This window comes from Pseudomonas neuropathica, assembly GCF_051174785.1.
Taxonomy (GTDB): domain Bacteria; phylum Pseudomonadota; class Gammaproteobacteria; order Pseudomonadales; family Pseudomonadaceae; genus Aquipseudomonas; species Aquipseudomonas neuropathica_A.
On the sequence record NZ_CP195111.1, the window covers coordinates 3,095,928 to 3,119,570 of the forward strand.

26 protein-coding genes and 1 pseudogene are annotated in these 23,643 nt (G+C 60.4%); 11 read left to right on the top strand and 16 right to left on the bottom strand.

Annotated elements, in window-relative coordinates; genetic code table 11:
* The first annotated feature begins 13 nt into the window (after positions 1–13).
* The 3 genes from ACRRSD_RS14110 to ACRRSD_RS14120 are packed head-to-tail and all read left to right on the top strand — an operon-like array spanning position 14 to position 1,759.
* Positions 14–388, top strand: coding sequence for a YcfL family protein (locus ACRRSD_RS14110; RefSeq protein ID WP_095119853.1), 375 nt, complete (start codon positions 14–16; stop codon positions 386–388).
* A 36-nt stretch (positions 389–424) separates the two neighbouring features.
* Complete coding sequence (gene lpoB / locus ACRRSD_RS14115) at positions 425–1,012, top strand: penicillin-binding protein activator LpoB (protein WP_016772610.1); 588 nt, start codon at positions 425–427, stop codon at positions 1,010–1,012.
* A gap of 3 nt (positions 1,013–1,015) precedes the next feature.
* Positions 1,016–1,759 (top strand): penicillin-binding protein activator LpoB, encoded by a 744-nt coding sequence (locus tag ACRRSD_RS14120; protein WP_435038419.1) that lies wholly within the window; start codon positions 1,016–1,018, stop codon positions 1,757–1,759.
* Positions 1,760–1,838: 79 nt separating this feature from the next.
* Here the strand turns inward: ACRRSD_RS14120 and rhtB are convergent, their stop codons facing one another.
* From rhtB to ACRRSD_RS14135, 3 genes are all read right to left on the bottom strand, one after another.
* Positions 1,839–2,471, bottom strand: coding sequence for a homoserine/homoserine lactone efflux protein (rhtB, locus tag ACRRSD_RS14125; protein ID WP_077574998.1), 633 nt, complete (start codon positions 2,469–2,471; stop codon positions 1,839–1,841).
* A 206-nt stretch (positions 2,472–2,677) separates the two neighbouring features.
* Positions 2,678–3,259: a mechanosensitive ion channel family protein gene (locus tag ACRRSD_RS14130; RefSeq protein ID WP_016985893.1), complete on the bottom strand. Its 582-nt coding sequence runs from the start codon at positions 3,257–3,259 to the stop codon at positions 2,678–2,680.
* Complete coding sequence (locus ACRRSD_RS14135; RefSeq protein ID WP_435038420.1) at positions 3,259–5,169, bottom strand: ATP-binding cassette domain-containing protein; 1,911 nt, start codon at positions 5,167–5,169, stop codon at positions 3,259–3,261. Before ACRRSD_RS14135 ends, ACRRSD_RS14130 begins: the two co-directional genes overlap by 1 nt.
* 50 nt (positions 5,170–5,219) lie before the next feature.
* On the opposite strand from ACRRSD_RS14135, the gene ACRRSD_RS14140 reads away from it, so the two are divergent.
* Entirely contained in the window at positions 5,220–5,681 is a 462-nt protein-coding gene (locus ACRRSD_RS14140; RefSeq protein WP_435038421.1) for a TIGR02444 family protein, read from the top strand.
* Here ACRRSD_RS14140 and ACRRSD_RS14145 read toward each other — a convergent pair.
* Positions 5,678–6,910 (bottom strand): AlgP family protein, encoded by a 1,233-nt coding sequence (locus tag ACRRSD_RS14145; protein ID WP_435038422.1) that lies wholly within the window; start codon positions 6,908–6,910, stop codon positions 5,678–5,680. The two genes, ACRRSD_RS14140 and ACRRSD_RS14145, sit on opposite strands and share 4 nt — an antisense overlap.
* Positions 6,911–7,102: 192 nt before the next feature.
* On the opposite strand from ACRRSD_RS14145, the gene ACRRSD_RS14150 reads away from it, so the two are divergent.
* Positions 7,103–7,768 carry an FKBP-type peptidyl-prolyl cis-trans isomerase gene (locus ACRRSD_RS14150; protein WP_150706299.1) on the top strand — a complete coding sequence of 222 codons (666 nt, stop codon included), beginning with the start codon at positions 7,103–7,105 and terminating at the stop codon, positions 7,766–7,768.
* A gap of 59 nt (positions 7,769–7,827) precedes the next feature.
* Here ACRRSD_RS14150 and ACRRSD_RS14155 read toward each other — a convergent pair whose 3' ends face one another.
* The 8 genes and pseudogenes from ACRRSD_RS14155 to ACRRSD_RS14190 form a co-directional block, all read right to left on the bottom strand.
* Complete coding sequence (locus tag ACRRSD_RS14155) at positions 7,828–8,286, bottom strand: Rsd/AlgQ family anti-sigma factor (RefSeq protein ID WP_016772602.1); 459 nt, start codon at positions 8,284–8,286, stop codon at positions 7,828–7,830.
* 183 nt (positions 8,287–8,469) lie between these two features.
* The gene (locus ACRRSD_RS14160; protein ID WP_150648992.1) at positions 8,470–9,021 is read right to left on the bottom strand and encodes a disulfide bond formation protein B; all 552 of its coding nucleotides are present in this window, start codon (positions 9,019–9,021) and stop codon (positions 8,470–8,472) included.
* A 218-nt stretch (positions 9,022–9,239) separates the two neighbouring features.
* Positions 9,240–10,478 (bottom strand): heme biosynthesis protein HemY, encoded by a 1,239-nt coding sequence (locus ACRRSD_RS14165; RefSeq protein WP_435038423.1) that lies wholly within the window; start codon positions 10,476–10,478, stop codon positions 9,240–9,242.
* On the bottom strand, positions 10,475–11,617 hold the full coding sequence (locus ACRRSD_RS14170; protein WP_038359134.1) for a uroporphyrinogen-III C-methyltransferase: 1,143 nt from the start codon (positions 11,615–11,617) through the stop codon (positions 10,475–10,477). Before ACRRSD_RS14170 ends, ACRRSD_RS14165 begins: the two co-directional genes overlap by 4 nt.
* A 16-nt stretch (positions 11,618–11,633) precedes the next feature.
* Positions 11,634–12,395: a uroporphyrinogen-III synthase gene (locus tag ACRRSD_RS14175; RefSeq protein WP_435038424.1), complete on the bottom strand. Its 762-nt coding sequence runs from the start codon at positions 12,393–12,395 to the stop codon at positions 11,634–11,636.
* Positions 12,392–13,333, bottom strand: coding sequence for a hydroxymethylbilane synthase (gene hemC / locus ACRRSD_RS14180; protein ID WP_435038425.1), 942 nt, complete (start codon positions 13,331–13,333; stop codon positions 12,392–12,394). Before hemC ends, ACRRSD_RS14175 begins: the two co-directional genes overlap by 4 nt.
* 138 nt (positions 13,334–13,471) lie before the next feature.
* On the bottom strand, positions 13,472–14,218 hold the full coding sequence (locus tag ACRRSD_RS14185; protein ID WP_007911111.1) for a LytR/AlgR family response regulator transcription factor: 747 nt from the start codon (positions 14,216–14,218) through the stop codon (positions 13,472–13,474).
* Positions 14,215–14,355 (bottom strand): annotated as a pseudogene (locus tag ACRRSD_RS14190) (sensor histidine kinase); the annotation flags it as partial. The gene ACRRSD_RS14185 and the pseudogene ACRRSD_RS14190, both read right to left, overlap by 4 nt.
* Positions 14,356–14,689: 334 nt before the next feature.
* On the opposite strand from ACRRSD_RS14190, the gene argH reads away from it, so the two are divergent.
* Positions 14,690–16,084 (top strand): argininosuccinate lyase, encoded by a 1,395-nt coding sequence (gene argH, locus ACRRSD_RS14195; RefSeq protein ID WP_007911110.1) that lies wholly within the window; start codon positions 14,690–14,692, stop codon positions 16,082–16,084.
* Between the two features lie 125 nt (positions 16,085–16,209).
* Here the strand turns inward: argH and ACRRSD_RS14200 are convergent, their stop codons facing one another.
* Positions 16,210–16,869: a glutathione S-transferase family protein gene (locus tag ACRRSD_RS14200; RefSeq protein ID WP_435038426.1), complete on the bottom strand. Its 660-nt coding sequence runs from the start codon at positions 16,867–16,869 to the stop codon at positions 16,210–16,212.
* A 123-nt stretch (positions 16,870–16,992) separates the two neighbouring features.
* Here ACRRSD_RS14200 and ACRRSD_RS14205 point away from each other — a divergent pair, with 123 nt between their 5' ends.
* The 3 genes from ACRRSD_RS14205 to ACRRSD_RS14215 all read left to right on the top strand — a co-directional run bounded on the left by ACRRSD_RS14205 (position 16,993) and on the right by ACRRSD_RS14215 (position 20,809).
* The gene (locus ACRRSD_RS14205) at positions 16,993–17,277 is read left to right on the top strand and encodes a hypothetical protein (protein ID WP_435038427.1); all 285 of its coding nucleotides are present in this window, start codon (positions 16,993–16,995) and stop codon (positions 17,275–17,277) included.
* Between the two features lie 260 nt (positions 17,278–17,537).
* Entirely contained in the window at positions 17,538–17,783 is a 246-nt protein-coding gene (locus ACRRSD_RS14210) for a TIGR02647 family protein (protein WP_435038428.1), read from the top strand.
* Positions 17,784–17,965: 182 nt separating this feature from the next.
* Entirely contained in the window at positions 17,966–20,809 is a 2,844-nt protein-coding gene (locus tag ACRRSD_RS14215) for a class I adenylate cyclase (RefSeq protein ID WP_435038429.1), read from the top strand.
* Between the two features lie 6 nt (positions 20,810–20,815).
* Here ACRRSD_RS14215 and rnk read toward each other — a convergent pair whose 3' ends face one another.
* The 3 genes from rnk to cyaY all read right to left on the bottom strand — a co-directional run bounded on the left by rnk (position 20,816) and on the right by cyaY (position 21,925).
* Positions 20,816–21,235 carry a nucleoside diphosphate kinase regulator gene (rnk, locus tag ACRRSD_RS14220; RefSeq protein ID WP_053124969.1) on the bottom strand — a complete coding sequence of 140 codons (420 nt, stop codon included), beginning with the start codon at positions 21,233–21,235 and terminating at the stop codon, positions 20,816–20,818.
* Positions 21,236–21,363: 128 nt separating this feature from the next.
* Positions 21,364–21,588, bottom strand: a complete 225-nt coding sequence (locus ACRRSD_RS14225) for a DUF1289 domain-containing protein (RefSeq protein WP_080750722.1) — start codon at positions 21,586–21,588, stop codon at positions 21,364–21,366.
* A 4-nt stretch (positions 21,589–21,592) separates the two neighbouring features.
* Positions 21,593–21,925 (bottom strand): iron donor protein CyaY, encoded by a 333-nt coding sequence (gene cyaY / locus ACRRSD_RS14230; RefSeq protein ID WP_007911100.1) that lies wholly within the window; start codon positions 21,923–21,925, stop codon positions 21,593–21,595.
* Between the two features lie 285 nt (positions 21,926–22,210).
* On the opposite strand from cyaY, the gene lptM reads away from it, so the two are divergent.
* Together lptM and lysA are read left to right on the top strand one after the other, a co-directional pair.
* Positions 22,211–22,384: an LPS translocon maturation chaperone LptM gene (gene lptM / locus ACRRSD_RS14235; RefSeq protein ID WP_007911098.1), complete on the top strand. Its 174-nt coding sequence runs from the start codon at positions 22,211–22,213 to the stop codon at positions 22,382–22,384.
* A 9-nt stretch (positions 22,385–22,393) separates the two neighbouring features.
* Positions 22,394–23,641: a diaminopimelate decarboxylase gene (gene lysA, locus ACRRSD_RS14240; RefSeq protein WP_123376122.1), complete on the top strand. Its 1,248-nt coding sequence runs from the start codon at positions 22,394–22,396 to the stop codon at positions 23,639–23,641.
* Positions 23,642–23,643 lie beyond the last annotated feature (2 nt).

Here is a 23,643-nt window from a genome sequence, read left to right on the forward strand (position 1 = left end):
ACGGAGTCTTTGCATGCGCTTCAAACTCATCGCCGTCGCCGCCCTCGCCTTGCTGGCGAGCGGTTGCGCCACCCCGCCACCACCGGAGCCGGGCAGCGCCGCGAGCAAAGTCGTGGCCATGGGTCCGCAGAAACACATCGTCGTCGGCGCCATGCGCGTCGCTCGCGAAAACGGTTTCATGACCGTCAATGTGCAGTTGAGCAACACCCTCAACAGCAACAAGACGTTCTACTACCGCTTCGCCTGGCTCGGCGCGGAAGGCTTCCCGATTGCCGAAGAAGAAGTCTGGAAAAGCCAAATGATGTACGGCGCCCAGACCAGCTTCATTCAAGGCATCGCCCCGACCCCGAAAGCCGTGGACTTCCGTCTGGAAATCAAGACGCCGTAAGCCTGCCACCCTATTCCTGTTTTAGAGAGCACTCCCATGTTTGCACGCTTTTCCTGCATCGCCGTCATCGCCCTGCTGGCCTCCGGTTGCGCCAACACCTCGCCGACCCTGGGCAGCAAGAACATCAGCTACGGCGACACCAAAGCGGTTGAAACCGTGACCAACGAATTCGGTTCGACCGACCTGCAAATGATCGCCGAATCGATGACCCGCTCGCTGGCTCAGTCCGGCATCCTGCAGGGCCGTCCGGTGGTTCAGGTCTACGACGTGAAGAACAAGACCAGCGAGTACATCGATACCCGCGAAATCACCACCAGCATCAAGACCCAGCTGATGAAGACCGGTGTGGCACGCTTCGCCAGCGACAACAACGCGATGCAAAGCCAGGTTGATCAGCTCAAGCTGCAAAACCAGAGCGGTCTGTACAAGAAAAGCACCGTGGCCAAGACGGGCAACATGGTTGCCGCCAAGTACCGCATCGAAGGTTCGATCAGCTCGATCGTCAAGCGCAGCAGCGACTACAAGGACGTCTTCTACAAATTCAGCCTGCAACTGATCGATGTTGAAAGCGGTCTGGCCGAGTGGATGGACGAAAAAGAGATCCGCAAAACCACGGAGCGTTAATTGATGCGCGCATGGATTGGCATGATGGCCCTGGCTTGCGCGTTCAGCGCGCAAGCGGCCCCGAAAGTCGCGGTGACGGATCTGGCCTATCAGGAACGTGTGGAGCAATACATCCACATCGTTTCGGCCCAGAGCAATCATCGCGAGGGTTACTACAGCTCCAGCGGTTCTTCGAGCTACAACGAGATCGAAGCGAGCACCAGCTACATCGAGCAAGGCGAGCTGCGCAAATTCACTGGCGACATCAAAGGTGAAATCCTGCGTACCGGCATGTTCCAACTGGTGCAGGGCACGCCGTACACCGCGTCGTCCAAGGGTGACGTCTACGACGTGATCAAGCGCATCAAGGCCGGCAACTTCAAAGGCGCCGACTATGTGCTGTTTGGTACGGTGTCGGACATCGACTTCACTCAGGACGTCAACGAACTGGCGAACACCGACAGCTATTCGGCGGTGCTGGGCCTGACGCTGGTGGCGGACTTCAGCCTGATCAACACCAAGACCTTCGAAATCACCTCGGCCTTCACGGCGATGGGCGAAGCGCAGGACACCAAACTGGTGAACCACCGCGACATCAAGATCTCGCTGAACCGTCCTCGGGTGGTGCGTGACGTGTCGAAGGCGCTGGGTGAGGACGTGGCCGGGCAACTGAGCATGCAGCTCGGTGGCGGTGGTTACGAGCAGCCGCGTGAAGCACCACAGCGCAGTAACCTGCCGCGCGATACCGCGCCGGTGATCTTGCGCTGATGACTGGCTCCGGAACGCTCCGCGTTCCAGCCACAAAAAAGGCGACCCGCAAAGGTCGCCTTTTTTGTGTCCGCGATGTTTATGCAGCCGCTTTGCGCAACGTTGCCATAAACGCCGCTGCACCGATGAACAGCCCGGCAAACGTGCGGTTCATGCGCTTCTGCTGCTGCGGTGTGCGCAACAGACGCAGCACCTTCGATGCCAGACCGGTGTAGCCCGCCATCACGATCAGGTCGACGCAGATCATGGTCACGCCAATCACCACGTACTGAATCAGCAACGGCGCATGCGGATTGATGAACTGCGGCAGCACCGCGAGCATGAAGACCAAGGCCTTGGGGTTGCTGATGTTCACCAGAAAGCCACGGAATACTAGCGCCAGCGGCTTGCCGATCGGCCGTACCGCCGCGTCATCGCTCATATCCATGGGCAGCGCGCGCCATTGCTTGATGGCCAGATACACCAGATAAGCGACACCGAACCATTTGATCGCGTGGAAAGCCGTGGCTGAAGCGGTCAGGATCGCGCCAACACCGGCGCCGACAATCGCAATCTGCACCGCCAGACCGATTTGCAACCCGAGGGCATTCCAGTAACCGCGCCAGAAACCGTATTGCAGACCGCTGGACATCGACGCAATGGCGCCGGCACCCGGGGACAGACTGATCACCCAGCAGGCGGCAAAAAACGCCAGCCATGTTTGAAGCTCCATCGCACACCTCGACTCATGCTCGTGACAAATGCCTAAGCTAATGCGGGTTTGAATGGATGACTACCAATTTTTGCTGAATGTTGCAGGTGCTGCTGAGGGCCCCTTCGCGAGCAAGCTCGCTCCCACAGTAGACCGCGATCAAATGTGGGAGCGAGCCTGCTCCGGGCGGCGTTCCGACGAAGGCGTCAGAACAGACGCCGCAGAATTTACTTCTCGAAACCGCTGGAAGGAAACACATCCGTCCCACGCCAACGCCGCACCGAACGCTGGAAGAACAAGCTGTTCGGTACCTGCACCATGGCGCTGCCAGTCCCCAACTCTTCAGCCTCGATCAACGTGGTGTACAGCAGATTGATCGCCACCACCCGGCCTTTGACGCCTGGCTTGTCGGTGGTATCGACCAGTTCGACAATATCCCCCAACCGAAACGGCCCGACCGTGAAGATCAGAATCGCGCAGAGCAAATTCGACAGCACACTCCACATCGCAAAGAACGCGACCGCTGCCACCGCAACGAAACCCGATAGCGCCGTCCACAACACCGTGGCCGAGACGCCGAGGCGCTCCAACACGAAGATCAGCGCGCTGCCCATGATCAGCCAGCGCAACACGCCACGCAGCGGCATCAGCAACTGCGGCGGGAACGGATAGCGCTCGCCCAACCGGGTCAGGCCTTTGGCGACGAAGCGCTGAGTGAGGTAACCGGCCAGCAGGATCAGCAGAATCTGCACCGTAAACCAGATCGGCTCGACCCACACCGCCGGCAGCGGCAGCTTGAACGCTTCCATCAGGACAGCGCCTCCAGCTCCGCCTGCATGCTTTCCAGCACCTCGAGGGCTTCCATCCACGCTTCTTCCAGCTCGCCTTCGCGAACCTTCAGCTTGGCCTGTTCGGCGAGCAGATCACGCAATTCGTTCTTGCGCGCCGGCTCGTAGATGTCGCTGTCGCCGAGGCTGGCATCGACCTTGGCCAGCTTCTCGTGGAGCTTGCCCAGTTCGGCTTCGAGCTTGTCGGCTTCACGCTTGTGCGGGGCCAGTTGCTGACGCAACGCAGCCGCCGCCTGACGCTGAGCCTTCTTATCGGTCTTGTCCGGATTGACCGGAGTATTACTGACCGGCGCGTTGCGCTGGCGGTATTCCACCAGCCAGCGTGCGTAGTCTTCGAGGTCGCCATCGAACTCTTCGACCTTGCCGTCAGCGACCAGGTAGAAATTGTCGGTGGTGCTCTTGAGCAAATGCCGATCGTGAGAAACCACCAGCACCGCGCCACTGAACTCCTGCAGCGCCATGGTCAACGCCAGGCGCATTTCCAGATCGAGGTGGTTGGTCGGTTCGTCGAGCAGCAACAGGTTCGGGCGTTCCCAGGCGATCAACGCCAGGGCCAGACGCGCCTTCTCGCCACCAGAGAAATTCAGCACCGGCTCATCGATGCGCGCGCCACGGAAGTCGAAGCCGCCGAGGAAGTCACGCAGGGTCTGCTCACGCTCGGTCGGGGCCAGACGCTGCATGTGCAGCAACGGGCTGGCCTTGGAATCCAGCGAGTCGAGTTGATGCTGAGCGAAATAGCCGACCACGGTGTTCTCGCCACGGGTCAGGCGCCCGGCGATCGGTGACAGCTCGCCGGCGAGGTTCTTGATCAGGGTCGATTTACCCGCGCCGTTCGGGCCGAGCAGGCCGATCCGCGCACCCGGGGTCAGTTGCAACTTGACCTTCTCGAGGATGGTTTTGTCGCCATAACCCAGACGCGCATCCGACAGGTCGATCAACGGGCTGGAGATCTTGCTCGACTCGCGGAAGACGAAATCGAACGGCGAATCAACGTGGGCCGCCGACAGTTCTTCCATCCGCTCCAGTGCCTTGATCCGGCTCTGCGCCTGACGGGCCTTGGTCGCTTGCGCCTTGAAGCGGGCGATGTAGCTTTCCATGTGCGCACGTTGCGCCTGCTGCTTCTCGTAGGCCTGTTGCTGCTGGGCCAGACGCTCGGCACGGGCGCGTTCGAATGCGCTGTAGCCGCCGCGATACAAGGTGATTTTGCGCTGATCGACATGGGCCACGTGATCGACGACTTCATCGAGGAAATCGCGGTCGTGGGAAATCAGCAGCAAGGTGCCCGGGTAGCTTTTCAGCCACTCTTCGAGCCAGATGATCGCGTCGAGATCCAAGTGGTTGGTCGGTTCGTCAAGCAACAACAGGTCCGACGGGCACATCAGCGCTTGCGCCAGGTTAAGGCGCATCCGCCAGCCACCGGAGAAATCCCCGACCTGACGATCCATCTGCTCGTTGGTGAAACCCAGACCGGCCAGCAGCTTTCGCGCCCGCGCATCGGCGGTGTAACCGTCGGCGCTGTCGAGTTCGGCATGCAGACGGGCCTGAGCGGCACCGTCGTGCGCCGCTTCGGCGGCGGCGAGGTCACGTTGCACATCGCGTAGACGCAGGTCGCCATCGAGCACATAGTCGACGGCAAGGCGCTCGAGCGTCTCGATTTCCTGGCGCATATGGGCGATGCGCCAGTCAGCCGGCAGGAAGCAATCGCCCGAGTCCGGGTGCAGCTCACCCCGGATCAAGGCGAACAGGCTCGATTTGCCGGCGCCGTTGGCACCGATGAGGCCGGCTTTGTGGCCGGCGTGCAGGGTCAGCTCGGCGTCTTCTAGCAGACGTTGCGGGCCACGCTGTAAAGTCAGGTTCTGAAGTCGGATCATAATGGCGGCGGAGTCTACCAGCTTCGCTCACAACTGGCGCGAGTAGCACGATGTCCTCTGACCTGTGGAGCTTTTCCCTTGCCACCTACGCCCGACCGGGTGTGGAAGACGCCTGCCTGCAACTGCAAACGGCAGGCGCCAATGTCTGCCTGCTGCTGTGCGGTTTATGGCTGGAGCAGCGCGCAGTGATCTGCGATCAACAACGCATACGACTGCTTCAGGCGCTGACCGAGCCTTGGGACGTCGAGGTGGTGCAGCCACTGCGAACACTGCGCATGCAGTGGAAAACGCGGGCAGTTGATGACGCGGTGTTGAAAGGCATACGCGAACAGATCAAATCACTTGAGCTGGAAGCTGAGCGAGCGTTGCTGTCACGACTTGAAGGTGTGGCGCAGGAGTGGACGCGAAACGACACAGGTTCGACGACCTGGCTGGAGGGATTGGCCGGCACAGCGGCCAGCCCGAACCGCGACGCGCTGCAAGTGCTGCGCGTCGCGGCAACCGGCGTTTAGGAAGCGCTGGTTGGGTTGTTGCTGGTGCTCGACACAGCGGCTGGAGATGGCGCAGTCGATGGCGTCGAGGTAGTCGCGGCTGGCGCAGGTGCCGATGGCGCAACCGACGCTGCCGGTGCGGCAGGCTTAGCGGCAGGCGCGGTAGCCGGTTTAGCGGCAGCTGGTTTGGCGGCAGCTGGCTTTTTAACGGCTGGTTTTGTGGCAGGTTTTGCAGCTGGCTTGGCGGCTGATTTTGCAGCGACAGGCTTGGCAGCAGCAGTCGCTGGTTTGGCCGCAGCGGCCGGTTTCGCGGCTGGCTTGGCTACCGGTTTGGCGGCGGCTTTCACGGCTGGTTTGGCAGCAGCTTTGGCTGGTGCTTTGGCAGCAGGTTTGGCAGCAGGTTTGGCGGCAGCTGGTTTAGCGGCAGTCTTGGCAGCTGGTTTTGCAGCAGCAGTTTTAGCAGCAGGTTTTGCGGCAGCTTTGTCAGCAGGTTTAGCGGCCGGTTTGGCGGCGGCGGTTTTCGCTGGAGCAGCTTTTGCAGCAGCTGGTTTGGCGGCTGGTTTAGCAGCGGCGGCACGGGTAGCCGGCTTGGCAGCGGCAGTACGCGCAGCAGGTTTTGCCGCCGTGGTTTTAGCCGCTGGTTTTGCCGCGCTCGCCGCAGCAGGTTTCTTCGCTGCAGGTTTTGCGGCCGCTTTGGCAGCTGGTTTTGCAGCAGGTTTTGCAGCGGTTTTCACCGGTGTTTTTGCAGCGGTGTTAGCAGCAGGCTTGGCCGCTGCGGTTTTCGCTGGAGCTTTTGCAGCAGCAGGTTTGGCAGCTGCTTTCTTCGCCGGGGCCGCTGCCGGTTTGGCTGCGCGCGAGGACAACACTTTGCCTACGGCTTCTTGAACGCGACCAACACCCTGGGCCAGTTTCAGGCTTTCCTGGGCATCGCGCTTGAGTTGCAGAATGTAGCTGCGGGTGTCGGACTGACGATCCTTCAAGGCATCGAGCAGGTCTTCCAGTTCTTTCACTGCGCCCTTGGCTTTGGTCTGTGCCTTGGCTTTGCCGGCGGCAGCTGCGTCCTGCAATTTGGTGCGGGACTTGTGCAGTTTTTCCTGCGCCTTGCCGCGTTGTTTTTCCAGTTTGGCGAGCAGTTTTTCAGCATCAGCCAAGGCTTGGGAGCAAGCGTTTTCCAAATGCTCGAGCAGGCTGCCCGAGAGTTGTTGGAGTAAGTGCAACGGAGTATTTACAGGCTTCTTGGTGGCCGACATGGTTTACCTCCTGGCTGACGTGAGTGCGGCTCATACTAGACCTCTGCAGTTACCGCCGCTAGGGCATCTTGACAGTATCGATTGCGTTGCGTTGCACCGAAGCGAAAATGTTCTGCGCGAAGTCAAAAGCAGTTCACCGTTGCCGACGTTCGCGCTGGCATAATTCACCGCATCTCAGGACGGAGAGTGCCCATGTCGCGCTACTTTTTTTTATCCCTCTGCATGGTTTTTTCGGCCGCTCACGCTGACGAAAAAACCACCGCGAATGATGCTCACGATCTGGCCTACAGCCTCGGTGCCAGCCTCGGTGAACGGCTGCGCCAGGAAGTGCCGCAATTGCAGATTCAAGCGTTGGTCGATGGCTTGCAGCAAGCCTATCAAGGCAAGCCGCTGGCATTGAGCGAGGCACGCATCGAGCAGATTCTGGCTGATCACGAATCGCAGAATGCCGAACACTCGGCACAGCCTTCGAGCGACGCGGCGATGGAAAACGAACAGCGTTTTCTTACCGCTGAAAAAGCCAAACCTGGAGTTAAGGAATTGGCCGATGGCATCCTGCTCACCGAGCTGACACCTGGCACGGGGACCAAGGCCGGTCCCGATGGAAAAGTGCAGGTGCTGTATGTCGGACGACTACCCGACGGCACAGTGTTCGACCAGAACACTCAGCCGCAATGGTTCAATCTCGACAGTGTGATTGCCGGTTGGCGCACCGCGTTGCAGAACATGCCGGTGGGCGCGAAATGGCGTCTGGTGATTCCATCGGATCAGGCCTATGGCGCCGACGGTGCCGGCGACCTTATCGCACCGTTCACACCGCTGGTGTTTGAAGTGGAATTGCGCGGCGCGACGAGTTGAGCAGGCAATAAAAAACGGTGCGCTTTCGGGCGCACCGTTTTTTTGTTCAGGGTTCGGGATCAGGCCTGAACCGGATCTTCCGCCTTGTGTGCTGTGTGCAGCACTTCAATCAGGCAGTCTTCAAGTTCGAAGCGCTCGTGCAGCAGGCCTCCGAGCTCTTTGAACTTCTCGGCTACGCATTTGCCTTCATCGCAAAGGTCATTGAACGCGAGCAGCTTCTCGGTAATGACGTCGATGCGCGGATAGATCGTCTCGGCGAGTTCCAGACCGCGTTTGTCGTTGAACGCCTTGGCTTCGCCAGTCAGCTGTTCGTAGATTTCGAAGTGCCCGGCCGACACGTAATCGACCAGCACGCCGCAGAATTCCTGCAAAGGCTTGCGGCTCTCGGACAGCGACTCCGGCTGCGCACCGAGTTTGTCGTAGGCGCCGATCAGCTCTTCACGCTCTTGCAACCAGCGGTCGATCAGCAGATGAACTCCACCCCAGCGTTCCTGAGCATTCTGACAACTTTCGAGCATGGCGATCTCTCTTCCCTTGTGGGTCATGCTGCTCTACACCCGCGCCCCTCTTTTGATTTTGGCTAGGGGGTCGGCCGGGCAGAGCGTCATCGAGCAACATAAATCCAATGACACGTGCGGGCCAGATTATGCCCGCACGCCTATGGCTTCAAGGTACGCAGGAGATAAAGTTCATACAAGTGTTTAATCCCGCAGCAGCACCGGGTGCGACGCTTCGCCGCTGAGCGGTCGTTGCAGAGCACTCCAGACCAGCCGCAACAATTGATAAACCGCCAGAATGGATACTGCGACAAAGAACAGCAGGCTCCATTCCGGGATGCTCAGATCGAACAACGTCCAGGAAATTTCCGCACAATCGGCACCGCCGCTAAACATCCTCTGCAACGCACAGATCCAAGGCAGACCACTGAACAACATCTCCGGGGCAGGCGTGCAATTGAGCAGTTGCAGCAGCGGATCACTCTGGATCAATACCTGTCGCCAGGCCGCCGTGGTACCTCCCAGACTCGCGCCCAGCGCCAACAGCCAGTAGAGCCACAAACCGACACGCTTGGGGCCGTGCACCGCCGCCAGGCCGCTGGACACACACAGCAGCGTGAGGAACAGGCGCTGCACCAGGCACAGGCTGCATGGGGTCAGACCAACAGCATATTCAAGATAATAGGAAGCTCCCAGAGCAAAGGCCCCCGCAGTGAAAGCCATGAAGAACAAGGAGCGTGAGCAGGCCAACGACATGGCTTTTCCGTACCAATAGAGACAGACGGTTACGGTAGAGGAAAGCGTGTCAGCCTTTCAAGGCAAGGCCCTGCCGACAGTTCACCAGAGGTGTAGGGAAAACCCGACAGGTTCGAGAGGAATAGATGTAACCCGCTGTAGGAATTTGCCCCAAGCACTCACTGAAGTTGAAATTCCAGTCACAAAAGACACGCGAGGGAGCACACTCCCTCGCCACTTCAGACGTGAGCAGGAACCGGCAACGGCGCGGCCAGCAGGCGTTCGTCGAGCAGACCGAGGCCTTCCTGAAACAACTGATTGCTGCGTTCGGTATCGCCCAACTGGGCGAGCAGGCGCGCCAGCTCCGCACAGGCCTCCGGATTGCGCTGCGCACGCAGGCTGCTTTCCAGATAATCCCGCGCCTTGCCCCACAGGCTGGTTTGCAGACACAGGCGGCCAAGGGTCAGCAGCAAGCTCGGATCGTTCGGGTGATCCTTCAGCCAGCCTTCGGCACTTTGCAACTGACGGGCTGGATCACTACCGCGCACCAGACCGTAGAGACGGGCCAGATGGCTGTCGTATTTGCGCTTGAGCGCGGTGCGCAGGACTTCTTCCGCTTCGACCTGAGCGCCCAACTGACGCAACTGTTCGGCGTACGCCAACACCAGCGGCGGCTCCTGCCGTTGCGCCGAGGTGAGCTGTTCCCAGGCGCGCGTGAGCGACTGCAAACCAACGCTGCCATCCTCTTCACGTTGCGCAGCCAGCGAGAGGTTTTCACCCCAGGCGCGGCGCTCGAGTTCGGCCAGTTCGGCGCGCGGCAGGACTTTATCCTTGCGCAATTCCGGCAGCAAACGAATCACCGCCGACCATTCGCCGCGCTGCTGATACAAACGCTGCAACTGACGCAGTGTCTGCGCATTGTGTGGATGGCGATCGTGCATCGCTTGCAGGGTCACCAGGGCACCGTCGGTGTCGCCACGGTCGGTCTGCAGCTGCGCATGACTCAGAGCGATTGCCAATTCCGCTTGAGGCTGACGCTCCAGCGCGCGCTCCAGCAATCGATCGCATTCCTCATAGTTTCCTTGCTCATTGGCCGCGCGGGCTGCGCCGAGGTAGTACAGCAGCGGCTGGCGCTCGGCTTCAGCCGCTCGATACAGATGACGCTGCGCGCTGGCCCAGCGACCTTCGGCCAGATCCAGTTGACCGTGCTCGATCGCGACCTGCACGCGACGACTGCGGTTGCGGCGCGACCATGGATTGACCACGCCACTGGAGGTCATGACCAGTTCAACCAGCACCTTGATGCCCCAGATCAGCAGCCACAACACCGCGATCACCGCCAGTGTCGCCCACAAACTCGCTTCGTAACGGAAGCTCTTGTAGGCAATCAACACGTAGCCAGAATGCTGTGCCACTGCAAAGCCCAGCGCCGCCGTCGCCGCGATCACCAGAAACACGATCACATACAGGCGTTTCATGGCGTGGTCTCCTGCGCGGTGTTGGCGGCAGGTTTGGCAAAGGGTTTCACCGACTCTTCGGCATTGACGTTGCGTCGCTCAAGATAGGCTTGCACCGCACTCAGCGTGCCGGCCAGATCCGGAGTCACGACCGTAACCGGTTCCTTGCTCAGCTCGCCAACCTGTTCCAGCATCACTTTGCTTTGCGGATTGTCCGGGTTGAAATTGCCCTTGAGCACATCACGTGCTTCGGCCAGTGCCTGGGTATAGACCGGCGCCTGCCCGTTGAGCGCGGCCCACTGCGCCTGCTCAAGCGCAAGGCTCAGGGCCAGACGTACCTGACTCAGACTCTGCCCGGCCAGCAGCGGGCGCACATTTTTGTCGGCATTGAAATCGATACGGATGTAGCGCGAGACCTGATCCCACCACTGCGCCCAACGACTGGCGCCATCACCGTCGGCGGTCAGGCCCAGCAGTGATTCGCCGCGATCCTTGTATTCCGGAGCCAGCTCGGTGAGGTCGATGACTTGATCGCGCAATGCGCCGAGACGCAGGAACAGACCGGTGCGATCCGGTTGTGCCGTGCTGCGCAGCGCCACCAGGGTTTTCGCCACTTGCTCGCGAGCGGCGAAGGAACCGGGGTCGTTTTGCTCGCGAAGGATTTCGTCAGCACCCTGCACCAGCGCCTGAGCGCTGCTGATGTCCTGCAACGCCGACAGACGCAGGCTGGCCAGACGCAACAAGTGCTCGGCCTCAGCCAGACGCCAGTCCTTGCGACTGGCGCCGAGGACGGTTTCCAGACGTTGATTGAGGCGCTGTTGATCGCCCTGAAGCTGCGTCACCAGACGCTGGCGTTCGGCAAGTTCGTCGGCACCGGGCAGTTGCGCGAGGCGCTCGGTCAGACGCTGTTCATTGAGCTTCAGGCTCTGCGCCTGATCGTTCAATGCCTGCACTTCACCGGACTGCTGCTGAGTATTGGTCTGCAGGTGACGGACCTGCCAGACACCCCAGCCACCGATCGCGACGCCGGCAGCGCCGAGCAACAGGGCGACGATGGCCAGTCCATTGCCTCGGCGCGGCTCTGTGGCCGGCGGTGGAGTTTCAACCTGAGTTTCAATCACAGGCTGGACGTCATCTTTAGGCAAGGCTGTTTCGCTCACGTATCCATCCTTTGCATTAGAAAACGGGTTCGGGATGCTCCCGCAACGCCGTCAGCAAAGCCACGGCACTCGCGCCGCGGCAATCCACAACTGTTTGAGCCCCGGCGGCACGTGCCAGCTCGGCGACCCTTGGGCTTGGTACAAACAACGGCAACCGCGCGATGGTTGACCAGATATCGCCGGCCATTTTTCGCAGGTGCTCGAAACCCTGTCCACTGCTGACCACCAGCCCGTTCAAGCGTTCCGCTTCGATCCGCCGTGGCAGCTCATCCGGGGCATAGGCTGGCAGGTCGCGTCGATACAACTCCAGATACTCGACACTAGCACCAAGCGTACGCAAGCGCTCGGCGAGCAACTCGCGACCGCCCTCCCCGCGCAGGATCAATACCTGCGCGCCGGGCTGGCTGACCGCATCACGCAGTCGAGGTAACTGCAGCAACGCTTCGCTGTCATCGCCATCCGCCGGGAAGCTCACGTCCAGACCATGATCGCTAAGAATCTGCGCGGTTGCCGCTCCGACGCTGAACCACGGCATCGTCAGCGAAGACGAATTACCGAGCAGATCCAGCGCAATGCGAGCGGCCGGCTTGCTGACCACAATCACCGCGTTGCAACGCGGCAACTGCGCAATCGCCTGACGGATTTTGGCAGAGACCGGCAGCGGAACAATGTCCAGAAGCGGCAAACAGCTACTGAAAATCCCCTGCTCCGCCAACGTCTGCGCCAGCGCCGCACAGTCTTCTGCAGGGCGCGTCAGCAGCAGGCGCCAGCCAGTCACTCGTGACCTGCCTCGCCGTACACCGCTTTGAGAATATCGTCCGCGCCCTGGCTGAGCAGATCTTCGGCCACCTTCACGCCCAACGCTTCGGCATCGGCACGTGGCGCACGAGCTTCGGCGCTGAGCAGCCTGCCGCCACTCGGTTCACCGACCAGACCACGTAACCACAACTGCTCACCTTCAAGCACGGCGTAGCAGGCGATCGGCACCTGGCAGCCGCCGTTCAAATGTTTGTTGAGGGCACGTTCGGCAGTCACCCGCGACGTGGTATCGGCGTGATGCAGCGGTGCGAGCAAGGCATGGATTTCAGTGTCGGCGCTGCGGCATTCGATGCCGACTGCGCCCTGGCCACCGGCCGGCAGGCTGTCATCGACACTGATTGCCGAAGTGATGCGGTCTTCGAAACCGAGACGGATCAGACCGGCCGCAGCGAGGATGATCGCGTCGTACTCGCCAGCATCGAGCTTGGCCAGGCGGGTGTTGACGTTGCCGCGCAGGAAGCGGATCTGCAGATCCGGACGACGAGTCAGCAATTGCGCCTGACGACGCAGGCTCGACGTGCCGACAATGCTGCCGGCAGGCAACGCCTCAAGGCTTGCATAGGTGTTGGAAACGAAGGCATCACGCGGATCTTCACGCTCGCAGATGCAGAACAGACCAAGGCCCTCAGGGAAATCCATCGGCACGTCTTTCATCGAATGCACGGCGATATCGGCTTGGTTTTCCAGCAGCGCGGTTTCCAGTTCTTTGACGAACAGACCCTTGCCGCCGATCTTCGACAGTGGCGAATCAAGCAGCTTGTCGCCGCGACTGACCATGGGCACCAGCGTCACCAGCAAGCCCGGATGGGCTGCCTCCAGACGGGCTTTGACGTATTCGGCCTGCCAGAGGGCCAGCGCACTTTTACGGGTGGCGATGCGGATTTCGCGAGAGGACATGGATCAATCCGTACTGAATAGATACGGCGGATAATAACAGCTCAGCCAAATCCACTTTGACTTGAATCAGAGTCGGCGCGGCCTCCCTGGCCTGCAATGCCCGGTAAAAAGGAGTTGGAGCCGCCCGGAGTGACCGGGTTACAGGCCCTGCATCATCTTGCGCACACCGGCCACATGCCGACGGCTGACGATCAGCGCATCACCATTGAGCCCCTTGAGGAACAGCTGGAAATGCCCCAGCGGCGTGCGCTGTAAACGCTCGATGCGGTCGCGGGCGACCAGTGCGTTGCGGTGGATACGCACAAAGCGCTCGCCGAATTCGTCTTCAAGGGCTTTGAGCGGTTCGTCCAGCAGCACCTCACCAGCCTCATGGCGCAAGGTCACGTATTTGTGGTCGGCGATAAAGTAGACCACCTGATCCAACGGGATCAGTTCGATGCCTTTACGGGTGCGGGCGCTGATATGGCTGCGCGGGCCGGTGCCACTTTCGGCAGCGGGGCGGGTCAGGGCCGAGAGTTGCGCCCGATTGGGACGTTCAGCCCGTTTAAGGGCGTCATGCAGATGTTCGGTTCGCACGGGTTTCACCACATAGCCCACGGCGCTGGCCTGCAGGGCTTCCACGGCAAATTCATCGGGGCTGGTGCAAAACACCACGGCCGGCGGCGTTTCGCGTTCGCACAGACGGGCAGCAACCTGCAGGCCATCGAGGCCCGGCATACGAATATCGAGCAGCACGATATCCGGCTTGTGGCTGTCGATCAGTGCCAACGCCTCCTCGCCATTCGTGGCGCTGGGCTCCAGAACTGTGTAGCCCTCGAGCTCGCTCACCATTCGGCTGAGGCGCTCGCGAGCAAGTGGTTCGTCATCAACGATCAGGACATTCATATTGCGCTGGATTCCTGCGTGAGTCTCGCACAAGGATAGCGTAGACAGGTGAAGTGACGTCCGTCACCGCGATCCACGCTAAGACTAGCCCGAGCGCCAAAAAGTGCCGTACGTCGGCCAGCAATATTTGCCAGTGTCCGGGTCGTACTGCTCAAAGCCCGCTGTTTCCTGCGTGTTTCACGGGGATTGCCGAAGGACAATTACACCCATCCCCTCTTCTTATAGTCGGCGGCCAGACCTTTGCCCGATCCAAGTCACACCGACCCTTATGTCCAACTGTAGACGCTTGCCGCGCCGATATTGCTCAATCGAAAAATATCCTTGCGCGAAACCTCCTGAGCCGGCGCCGACTATGGCGCACACAATGAGAAAAAAACGTATCGACCAGTGTCAGCGACAGGATTGGCAACCCTGTTATTATCCGCGCCAGCGTTTCACGCCTTTTTTCTTCAAGCCGATACGAGCGAATTCATGAGCACTGACAAGACCAATCAGTCCTGGGGCGGCCGCTTCAGTGAACCCGTCGACGCCTTCGTCGCCCGCTTCACCGCCTCCGTCACTTTCGACCAGCGCCTCTATCGCCACGACATCATGGGCTCGATCGCCCACGCCACCATGCTGGCCAAGGTCGGCGTGCTGACCGATGCCGAGCGCGACAGCATCATCGACGGCCTGAAGACCATTCAGGGCGAAATCGAGGCCGGCCAGTTTGACTGGCGTATCGACCTCGAAGACGTGCACATGAACATCGAAGCACGCCTGACCGATCGCATCGGCGTCACCGGCAAGAAGCTGCACACCGGGCGCAGCCGCAACGACCAGGTCGCGACCGACATCCGCTTGTGGCTGCGTGACGAAATCGACCTGATTCTCGCCGAGATCACCCGCCTGCAAAAAGGCCTGCTGGAGCAAGCCGAGCGCGAAGCCGCGAGCATCATGCCTGGCTTCACTCACCTGCAGACGGCACAACCGGTGACCTTCGGTCACCACATGCTGGCCTGGTTTGAAATGCTCAGCCGCGACTACGAGCGCCTGGTCGACTGCCGCAAGCGCACCAACCGCATGCCACTGGGCAGCGCCGCGCTGGCCGGCACCACCTACCCGATCGACCGCGAATACACCGCGCAACTGCTGGGCTTCGACGCTGTCGGCGGCAACTCGCTGGACAACGTTTCCGATCGCGACTTCGCCATCGAATTCTGCTCGGCCGCGAGCATCGCGATGATGCACTTGTCGCGCTTCTCCGAAGAGCTGGTGCTGTGGACCAGCGCGCAGTTCCAGTTCATCGATCTGCCGGATCGCTTCTGCACCGGCAGCTCGATCATGCCGCAAAAGAAAAACCCTGACGTGCCAGAGCTGGTGCGTGGCAAGACCGGCCGCGTATTCGGCGCACTGATGGGCCTGCTGACTTTGATGAAAGGCCAACCGCTGGCTTACAACAAGGACAACCAGGAAGACAAAGAGCCGCTGTTCGACGCCGCCGATACCCTGCGCGACTCGCTGCGGGCCTTTGCCGACATGATCCCGGCGATCAAGCCAAAGCACGCGATCATGCGTGAAGCGGCGCTGCGTGGTTTCTCCACCGCGACTGACCTGGCGGATTATCTGGTGCGCCGTGGTCTGCCGTTCCGTGACTGCCACGAAATCGTTGGCCACGCGGTGAAGTACGGCGTGGACACCGGCAAGGATCTGGCCGAGATGAGCCTGGAAGAACTGCGTCAGTTCAGCGATCAGATCGAGCAAGATGTATTTGCCGTGCTGACCCTGGAAGGCTCGGTGAATGCCCGTGACCATATCGGCGGCACTGCGCCGGCGCAGGTCAAGGCTGCTGTGGTACGCGGTCAGGCCCTGATCGCCAGCCGCTAAAAGCCAAAAGCTTCGCGAGCAAGCTCGCTCCCACAGGTTTTGCGTCGGACACATAATCGTGTTTCAGCACATAACCCTGTGGGAGCGAGCCTGCTCGCGAATGCGATCTTCAGAACAACAACAAATCACTTCTTGGCCGCGATCATCGCCAAAAAAGCCGGCATCGCCGCCTCCTTGTCCGCCGCAATCTTCTGCACATGCGGATTCTGCTCAAGCCGTTCCAGCAGCGCCTTGGCCTGCGGCATCTCAGCCAGCAAATCAATTCCGAACAGCTTCTGCCCAACCGCACACGCCAGCGGCACGCTGTAGAGGAAATACAAATCCGCGATGCTCAGAGTGTCGCCCGCCACGTACGGGGCGAACTTGCCGTGTCGGCCCAGCGCGGCAAAACCCAGCAGCAATTCGGTTTTGGTCTTTTCCTTGATCGCCTCCGGTAGGCTCATGCCGAAAAATGCTTCGCCATAACAGGCCCGGCCGGGCAACTCGATGTACAGCTCGATTTCCTTGGCAATCGCCAACACCTGCGCGCGCTCGAACGGATCGCTCGGAAGCAGCTGTGTGCCTTCCTGGGTCTGTTCGAGGTATTCGAGGATGATCGCGGTCTCGTTAATGAAACCGGCGTCCACGCCCAGCACCGGTACTTTTCCGCGCGGGCTGATGGCCAGTGATTCCGGGGTCTGCGCCGGGTAGAACGTGACCTCCTCGAACGGCAGGCCTTTTTCCAGCAGTGCCAGTTTGACCATGTTGTAGTAGTTGCTGACTGAGAATCCGTAGAGCTTGAGCATCACATAGCCTCCAGGCCGTGCGGGGTGGGCAGGGCCTGTTTATAGATCGTGCAGGCGAATCGCGCCAGCAGCATCACCCCGCTGAATGGGGGTAAACTGGCGCCTTTCCATGAGGAGCCTGCCATGAGCGAGCCGACAGACATCGACAACGACGAAGAAGAGTTCACCGAGGCTACGTTGATCGAAGCCATCGAGAACCAGATCGAAAGCGACAACCCGCCAGCGGCCAAAGCGACGTTCAACAAGCTGACACTGGTGGGCGTTGAGCGCGAAGAAATCCTCAGTCTGATGGCGCACGTGCTGGCCTACGAGATTGACGCGATGCTCGATGAAGACCGCCCGTTCGACACCGAATGGTACGAAGCGGCGCTGCGTGCATTGCCGGAATTACCGCCAGAAAAGCAGTAAACCAAACACATCCCCCTGTGGGAGCGAGCCTGCTCGCGAATGCCCTGTATCAGCAAAAACAACGCTGAATGACACACCGCATTCGCGAGCAGGCTAGCTCCCACACAATTTGTCACCCATCCATCCAGTCAACTCCCCGGCCCCGACTACACTGAAATCCGCCTCAAGACAAAATCCCTGATCTGAGCACTGGACATGCCGCAAAAGCGGGTTCACCTTAGGGACGCTGTCGTCCAATTCCTAGAAAGTCTGGAGTCCTTATGTCGCTTACCCCTGAGTTGGTTGCCGAACTGGAAGTCCTCGCACTCTTCAACCTGGACAGTTCCCAGGAAGGTCTGAAAATTCATCAGACCGCTGCCCCGAAGCACATCGCTGCTGCCCAACGCCTCTTTGATAAAGAACTGACCGATCAGCCCGATGGCGGCTATCTGACCAGCCTCGGTCGCGATGCGGCGCAAAACGTGCAAACCGTGCTGACCATTCTGAGAGAAGAACAAACCGCCTGATCCTCCCCGACTTTGCCCACGGGAACTCCTGCCACGGGATTTCCGCGGGCCTGCCCTGCCGCCCGCGATAGAAATCTGACGCCAAAAAACAAAATCAGCTAAAAGTCCCGCCGCGCTAAGGCTAAACTGCCGGACATTCCGAGACCCTCTACGTCCGAGCCCGCGAGCCGGTTTGAGCTGACATGACGCGCACCCACGAAATCCGCCCCGACCTGGACGAAGGCATTGACCGCAAGGTCCTCAGCCAGCTGCGCGCGCGCTTTCTCAAACTCAATGAAGGCCGCCTCGGTCGTGCCCTGGAAGGGTTGTCGACACGCCAGCAAAGCGTACTGACGCTGTTGCCGCTTTTCTTCCACGTCAATCATCCGCTGCTGCCGGGTTATGTCTCGGGCAGTACACCGGCCGGACTGTCGAATTACGAGCCGGACGCCAACACCCTCGCCGAAGCGCAACGCCTGACCCGTTCGTTCTCCTACAAGCCGCGCCACGGCAGCAACCCGCCACGACCGATCCACGGCCTGTTCCTGATGGGCAGCCTCGGCACGCTGGCACAGGCCGATCAGAGCGACATGGACGTTTGGGTCTGCCACGCGCCGGATCTGAGCGAAAGCGAACTCGCTGAACTGGGCAAGAAATGTCAGTTGCTGGAAGCCTGGGCGGCCAGTCAGGGCGCCGAGGCGCACTTCTTCCTGATCGACCCGGAGCGCTTCGTCAAAGGCGAACGCGACTCCCAGCTCAGCTCGGAGAACTGCGGCAGCACTCAGCACTATCTGCTGCTCGACGAGTTCTACCGCACCGCAATCTGGCTGGCCGGGCGCACGCCGATCTGGTGGCTGGTGCCGGTTTACGAAGAAACCGCCTACGATCTTTACACCCATACCCTGCTGTCGAAGCGTTTTATCCGCGCCGACGAAACCCTCGACCTTGGCCATCTGGCAACGATTCCGCCAGGCGAGTTCATCGGTGCCGGATTGTGGCAGTTGTTCAAAGGTATCGAGTCGCCCTACAAGTCGGTGCTCAAACTGTTGCTCACCGAGGTTTACGCCAGCGAACACCCGCAGGTGCAGTGTCTCAGCCTGCGCTTCAAAAAAGCCGTGTTCGCCAACCAACTGGATCTGGATGAGCTGGACCCGTACATGGTCGTGTACCGGCGCATCGAGGAGTACCTCACCGCACGCAACGAAACGGAACGGCTGGAGCTGGTGCGCCGCGCGCTGTACCTGAAGGTCAACCGCAAGCTCACCGGCAACAGCCGCACCCAGAGCTGGCAACGCTCGCTGCTGGAACGGCTGGCCAGCGAGTGGCATTGGGATCAGCGACAACTGACGCTGCTCGACAGCCGCAGTCAGTGGAAAGTCCGCCAGGTCAGCGCCGAACGCCGCGCGCTGGTCAATGAGCTGAACTACAGCTATCGCTTCCTCACCCAGTTCGCCCGCACCGAGCAGACCGTCAGCCTGATCAACAAGCGTGATCTCAATGTGCTCGGCCGCCGGCTCTATGCTGCCTTCGAACGCAAGGCCGACAAGGTCGAATTCATCAACCCCGGCATCGCCCCGGATCTGGCCGAAGACACCCTGACCCTGGTGCAGTCGCGCAACAAAAAGGAACCCGGGCAAACCCAGTGGGGCCTGTATAACGGCAGCCTCACCGCATTGGAGTGGGAACACTTCGCGCCGATCAAGCGCAGCCGCGAGTTACTGGAGCTGTTGACCTGGTGCCACCGCAACGGTGTGATCGACAGCAGCACGCGCCTGGCTTTGCATCCCGGCACCAGCGACCTGAGCGAGTTCGAACTGTTCAACCTGCTCGGCAGCCTGCAACAGTGCATCGCCCTGCCCCTGCCCACGGTGGCCGAAGAGCCGCTGCTGCGCGCCGCCGTGCCGAGCGAAGTGTTGATTCTGGTCAACGTCGGGATTGATCCGCTCAAGCATCACCGCGATCTCAACATTCTGATGACCACCGAACGCACCGACTCGCTGAGCTACGCCGGGGTGCGCGAAAACCTTGTGCTGACCCTGGATCAGGTCACGCTCAACAGCTGGAACGAAGTGCTGGTCAACCGTTTCGACGGCCCGCATGCCCTGCTTGATTGCCTGCGTGATTACCTCAACAATCTGCCGCGCGGGCCATTGCAGCCGTCGTTGAAGGTACGTTGCTTCTGCCACAACCGCGCGCAGTTCATTGCCCGTCGCGTCGAGGAAATCATCGACACCGCGCAAAACCTGTTGCTCAGCGAGTTGAACCATCGCTACCTGATTCAGGTGCAGCAGCATTATCACGTGCTGGAATTGGTGCCGGGCCAGGTCAACCACGTCGCGCTCGCGACATTGCCAGCGTTGCTGGATTACCTTGGTGAAGAACAGCCGCGCTACAGCCCGCTGCACCTGGACCCGATGGCGCTGGAGGATCACGACCTCGCGCTGATCCTGCCGATGGGCCAGCCGGAATGTATTCAGGTGTTCTACCGGATCACCGAGCAACAGGCAGAGTTGTACGTGCTGGATGAGTTCAATGCACTGTGGCAGCAGCATTTGCCGTACCACGACGAGCAAAGTCTGTTGGTGCCGTTGCAACGCTTCCTGCAATCGATCCTGTTCCGCCGCGAAGCCGTGCTGCCGATGGACGCCGGCCCCGATGCCCGTCTCGAAATGTTGTATTACCAGTTATTGCCTTCGGGTCCGGGGCGCGCACGCCGGGTCGAATCGCGGCCGGCACCGCAGACGCCGGTGAACAAGCCGTTCTATGACGTGCAGGCGATCGTCGGCAAAGCCGCACCGGGCGAAGTGCAGGTCACCCTGTATTGCAATCAACGGGAATTCAGCGAACTGGAACATGGCGACCAGCTGTTCAGCGTGGTCGCCCGGGAGATCGTCGAGCAGCGCCGCGATAGCGAACGCTATCGCTGCTACATCACCGACCTCGACCTTTCAGGCCTGCTCGGTGACGGGCAGAGTTCAAGCAATTTGTATCTGCGCTACAAGGCTGACCTGGAGCGCGCCCTGAACGAAGCGCTCGAACAGGTCTGAGGCGGGTTACTCGGGAAACGCGCCACCGTTGGCTGGTTGCGATTCGACTTCGAGCAAAGTCAGTTTGAGGGTCTTGCCACCCGGTGCCGGCCAGTCGATGTGTTGACCGACTTTCAGGCCCAGCAGCGCACTGCCGACCGGAGCCAGGATCGAGATCTTGCCTTCATCGGCGTTGGCATCCTTGGGATAGACCAGCGTCAGGTGGTAATCCTTGCCACTGCCTTCTTCGCGGCAATGCACACGGGAATTCATCGTCACGACATCGGCGGGCACTTCATCGTGGCCGACCACGGTGTCGGCGCGGTCCAGCTCGGTTTGCAGCGCAATCACGCCCGGCGCAGCCTGGTCTTTCTCATTCAGGTTGTCGATCAGGCGCTCCAGACGTTGCACGTCCAGACGGGTAAGGGTGATGGAAGGTGCGGTCATGATCCGGGCAGACTCCTTTCTTCTGCACACAAAAAAAGCAAAACCCCGCCAAAAAAGACGGGGTTTTCACCAGGCCTCGATGGGTTGAGGCGTGTTCGGACACTATCACAGCTCAAAAAATATACAAGTCACGCCCCGCCGCACTGTTTGCGCTGCGACGCCTGCGCGCAAATTACCCGTCGCCGTTCGTCGTCCGCCGAGCGCCATTCGCGAATGTCTTCGACATGGCGGAAGCAGCCGAGGCAGACCTTTTGTTCGTCAAGTCGGCACACACCGCTGCACGGCGAGGGCACGGCCGGACTGATGTTGCTGTAAAGCGGCTTCGGTGGACGAACAGGAGCGGTGTCAGTCACGGAATCACAGACCTTCGAAGTCGAATTCAGCGCCGGCCTGCTGCTTGACGATGCGCTCGAGCATTTCGCCCAGTTGCTCTTCGCTCTTGTCGCACATCCAGCGCTCGCTTTCTTCGTCATAGTCGAAGTGAAAACCACCGGACACCGCCGCCAGCCACAGCTGACGCAGCGGCTCCTGGCGGCTGAAGATCAGCTGCGAGCCGTTTTCGAACTTGACGGTAAGCACACCGGCCGAGTTCTCCATGTCGATATCCAGGTCGCTTTCATCAAAGATGTCTTCCAGTTTTTCCTGGGTTTCATCGACCAGATCGTGGAAACGGGCTTCGGACAAACTCATTGCGGCAACCTCAAAAAATGTTCTGATCAGGCTCAAGCGCCGAAAGATACGGACGCTGCTGGCCGATTGCAAAGATTAACGACCTGTGGGAGCGAGCCTGCTCGCGAATGGCCGGCACATTCAACATTATTGCTGGCTGACCCGCCGCAATCGCGAGCAGGCTCGCTCCCACAGAGATATTGGTGCATTTAGAGAGCCCCGCCGGACGGGAACCCCATCACATAGGCAAGCCGCCGGGTGGCCGGTATACTCCGGCGCAATTAACGCATTTTCAAGGATTTCGCCATGAAGCGCCTGATCTCTTCCCTTGCTGCGCTCGTCGCGGTTGCCTGCCTTGTTTCGGCCTGCGGTCAAAAAGGCCCGCTGTACCTGCCCGATGATGATCAGGACCCGGCCGAGCAAGCCCAGTCTTCGCAGAAGCAACCGTCCAAAGCACACAAGCACGACGTTTACCAATAAGGGATCGCCATGGACGCTTTTAACTACCGTGGCGGGGAGCTGTTCGCGGAAGGTGTGGCGCTGTCCGCCATCGCCGACCGTTTCGGCACGCCCACCTACGTCTACTCGCGCGCGCACATCGAAGCCCAGTATCTGGCTTACGCCGATGCGCTGGCCGGCATGCCGCACCTGGTCTGCTTTGCGGTCAAAGCCAACTCCAACCTCGGCGTACTGAATGTCCTGGCCCGTCTCGGCGCCGGTTTCGACATCGTTTCCCGTGGTGAACTGGAGCGGGTTCTCGCCGCTGGCGGCAGCCCTGACAAGATCGTCTTCTCCGGTGTCGGCAAGACCCGTGACGACATGCGTCGTGCACTGGAAGTCGGCGTGCACTGCTTCAACGTCGAATCCACCGACGAGCTGGAGCGCCTGCAAGTGGTCGCCGCCGAACTGGGCGTTCGCGCACCGGTTTCGCTGCGCGTGAACCCGGATGTCGATGCAGGCACCCACCCGTACATTTCCACCGGCCTCAAAGAGAACAAGTTCGGCATCGCCATCGCCGACGCCGAAGACGTGTACGTGCGCGCCGCGCATCTGCCGAACCTGGAAGTAGTGGGCGTTGACTGCCACATCGGTTCGCAACTGACCACGCTGCCACCGTTCCTTGATGCCCTCGACCGCCTTCTGGATCTGGTCGATCGTCTCGGCGATTGCGGCATTCACCTGCGCCACATCGATCTCGGTGGTGGTTTGGGCGTGCGTTATCGCGATGAAGAGCCGCCATTGGCTGCCGACTACATCAAAGCCGTACGCGAGCGTCTGAACGGTCGTGATCTGGCGCTGGTGTTCGAGCCGGGCCGTTTCATCGTTGCCAACGCCGGCGTGCTGCTGACGCAGGTCGAGTACCTCAAGCACACCGAACACAAAGACTTCGCCATCGTCGACGCGGCGATGAACGACCTCATCCGTCCGGCGCTCTATCAGGCATGGATGGACGTCACGGCGGTCAAACCGCGTGACTCCGCTGCGCGCAAATACGACATCGTCGGCCCGATCTGCGAAACCGGTGACTTCCTTGCCAAGGATCGCGAACTGGCCCTGGCCGAAGGCGATCTGCTGGCCGTGCATTCGGCCGGGGCCTACGGTTTTGTGATGAGTTCCAACTACAACACGCGTGGCCGTGCCGCTGAAGTGTTGGTAGACGGTGATCAGGTTTTTGAAGTGCGCCGCCGCGAAACCGTGGCCGAGCTGTTTGCCGGCGAAAGCCTGCTGCCGGAGTAACC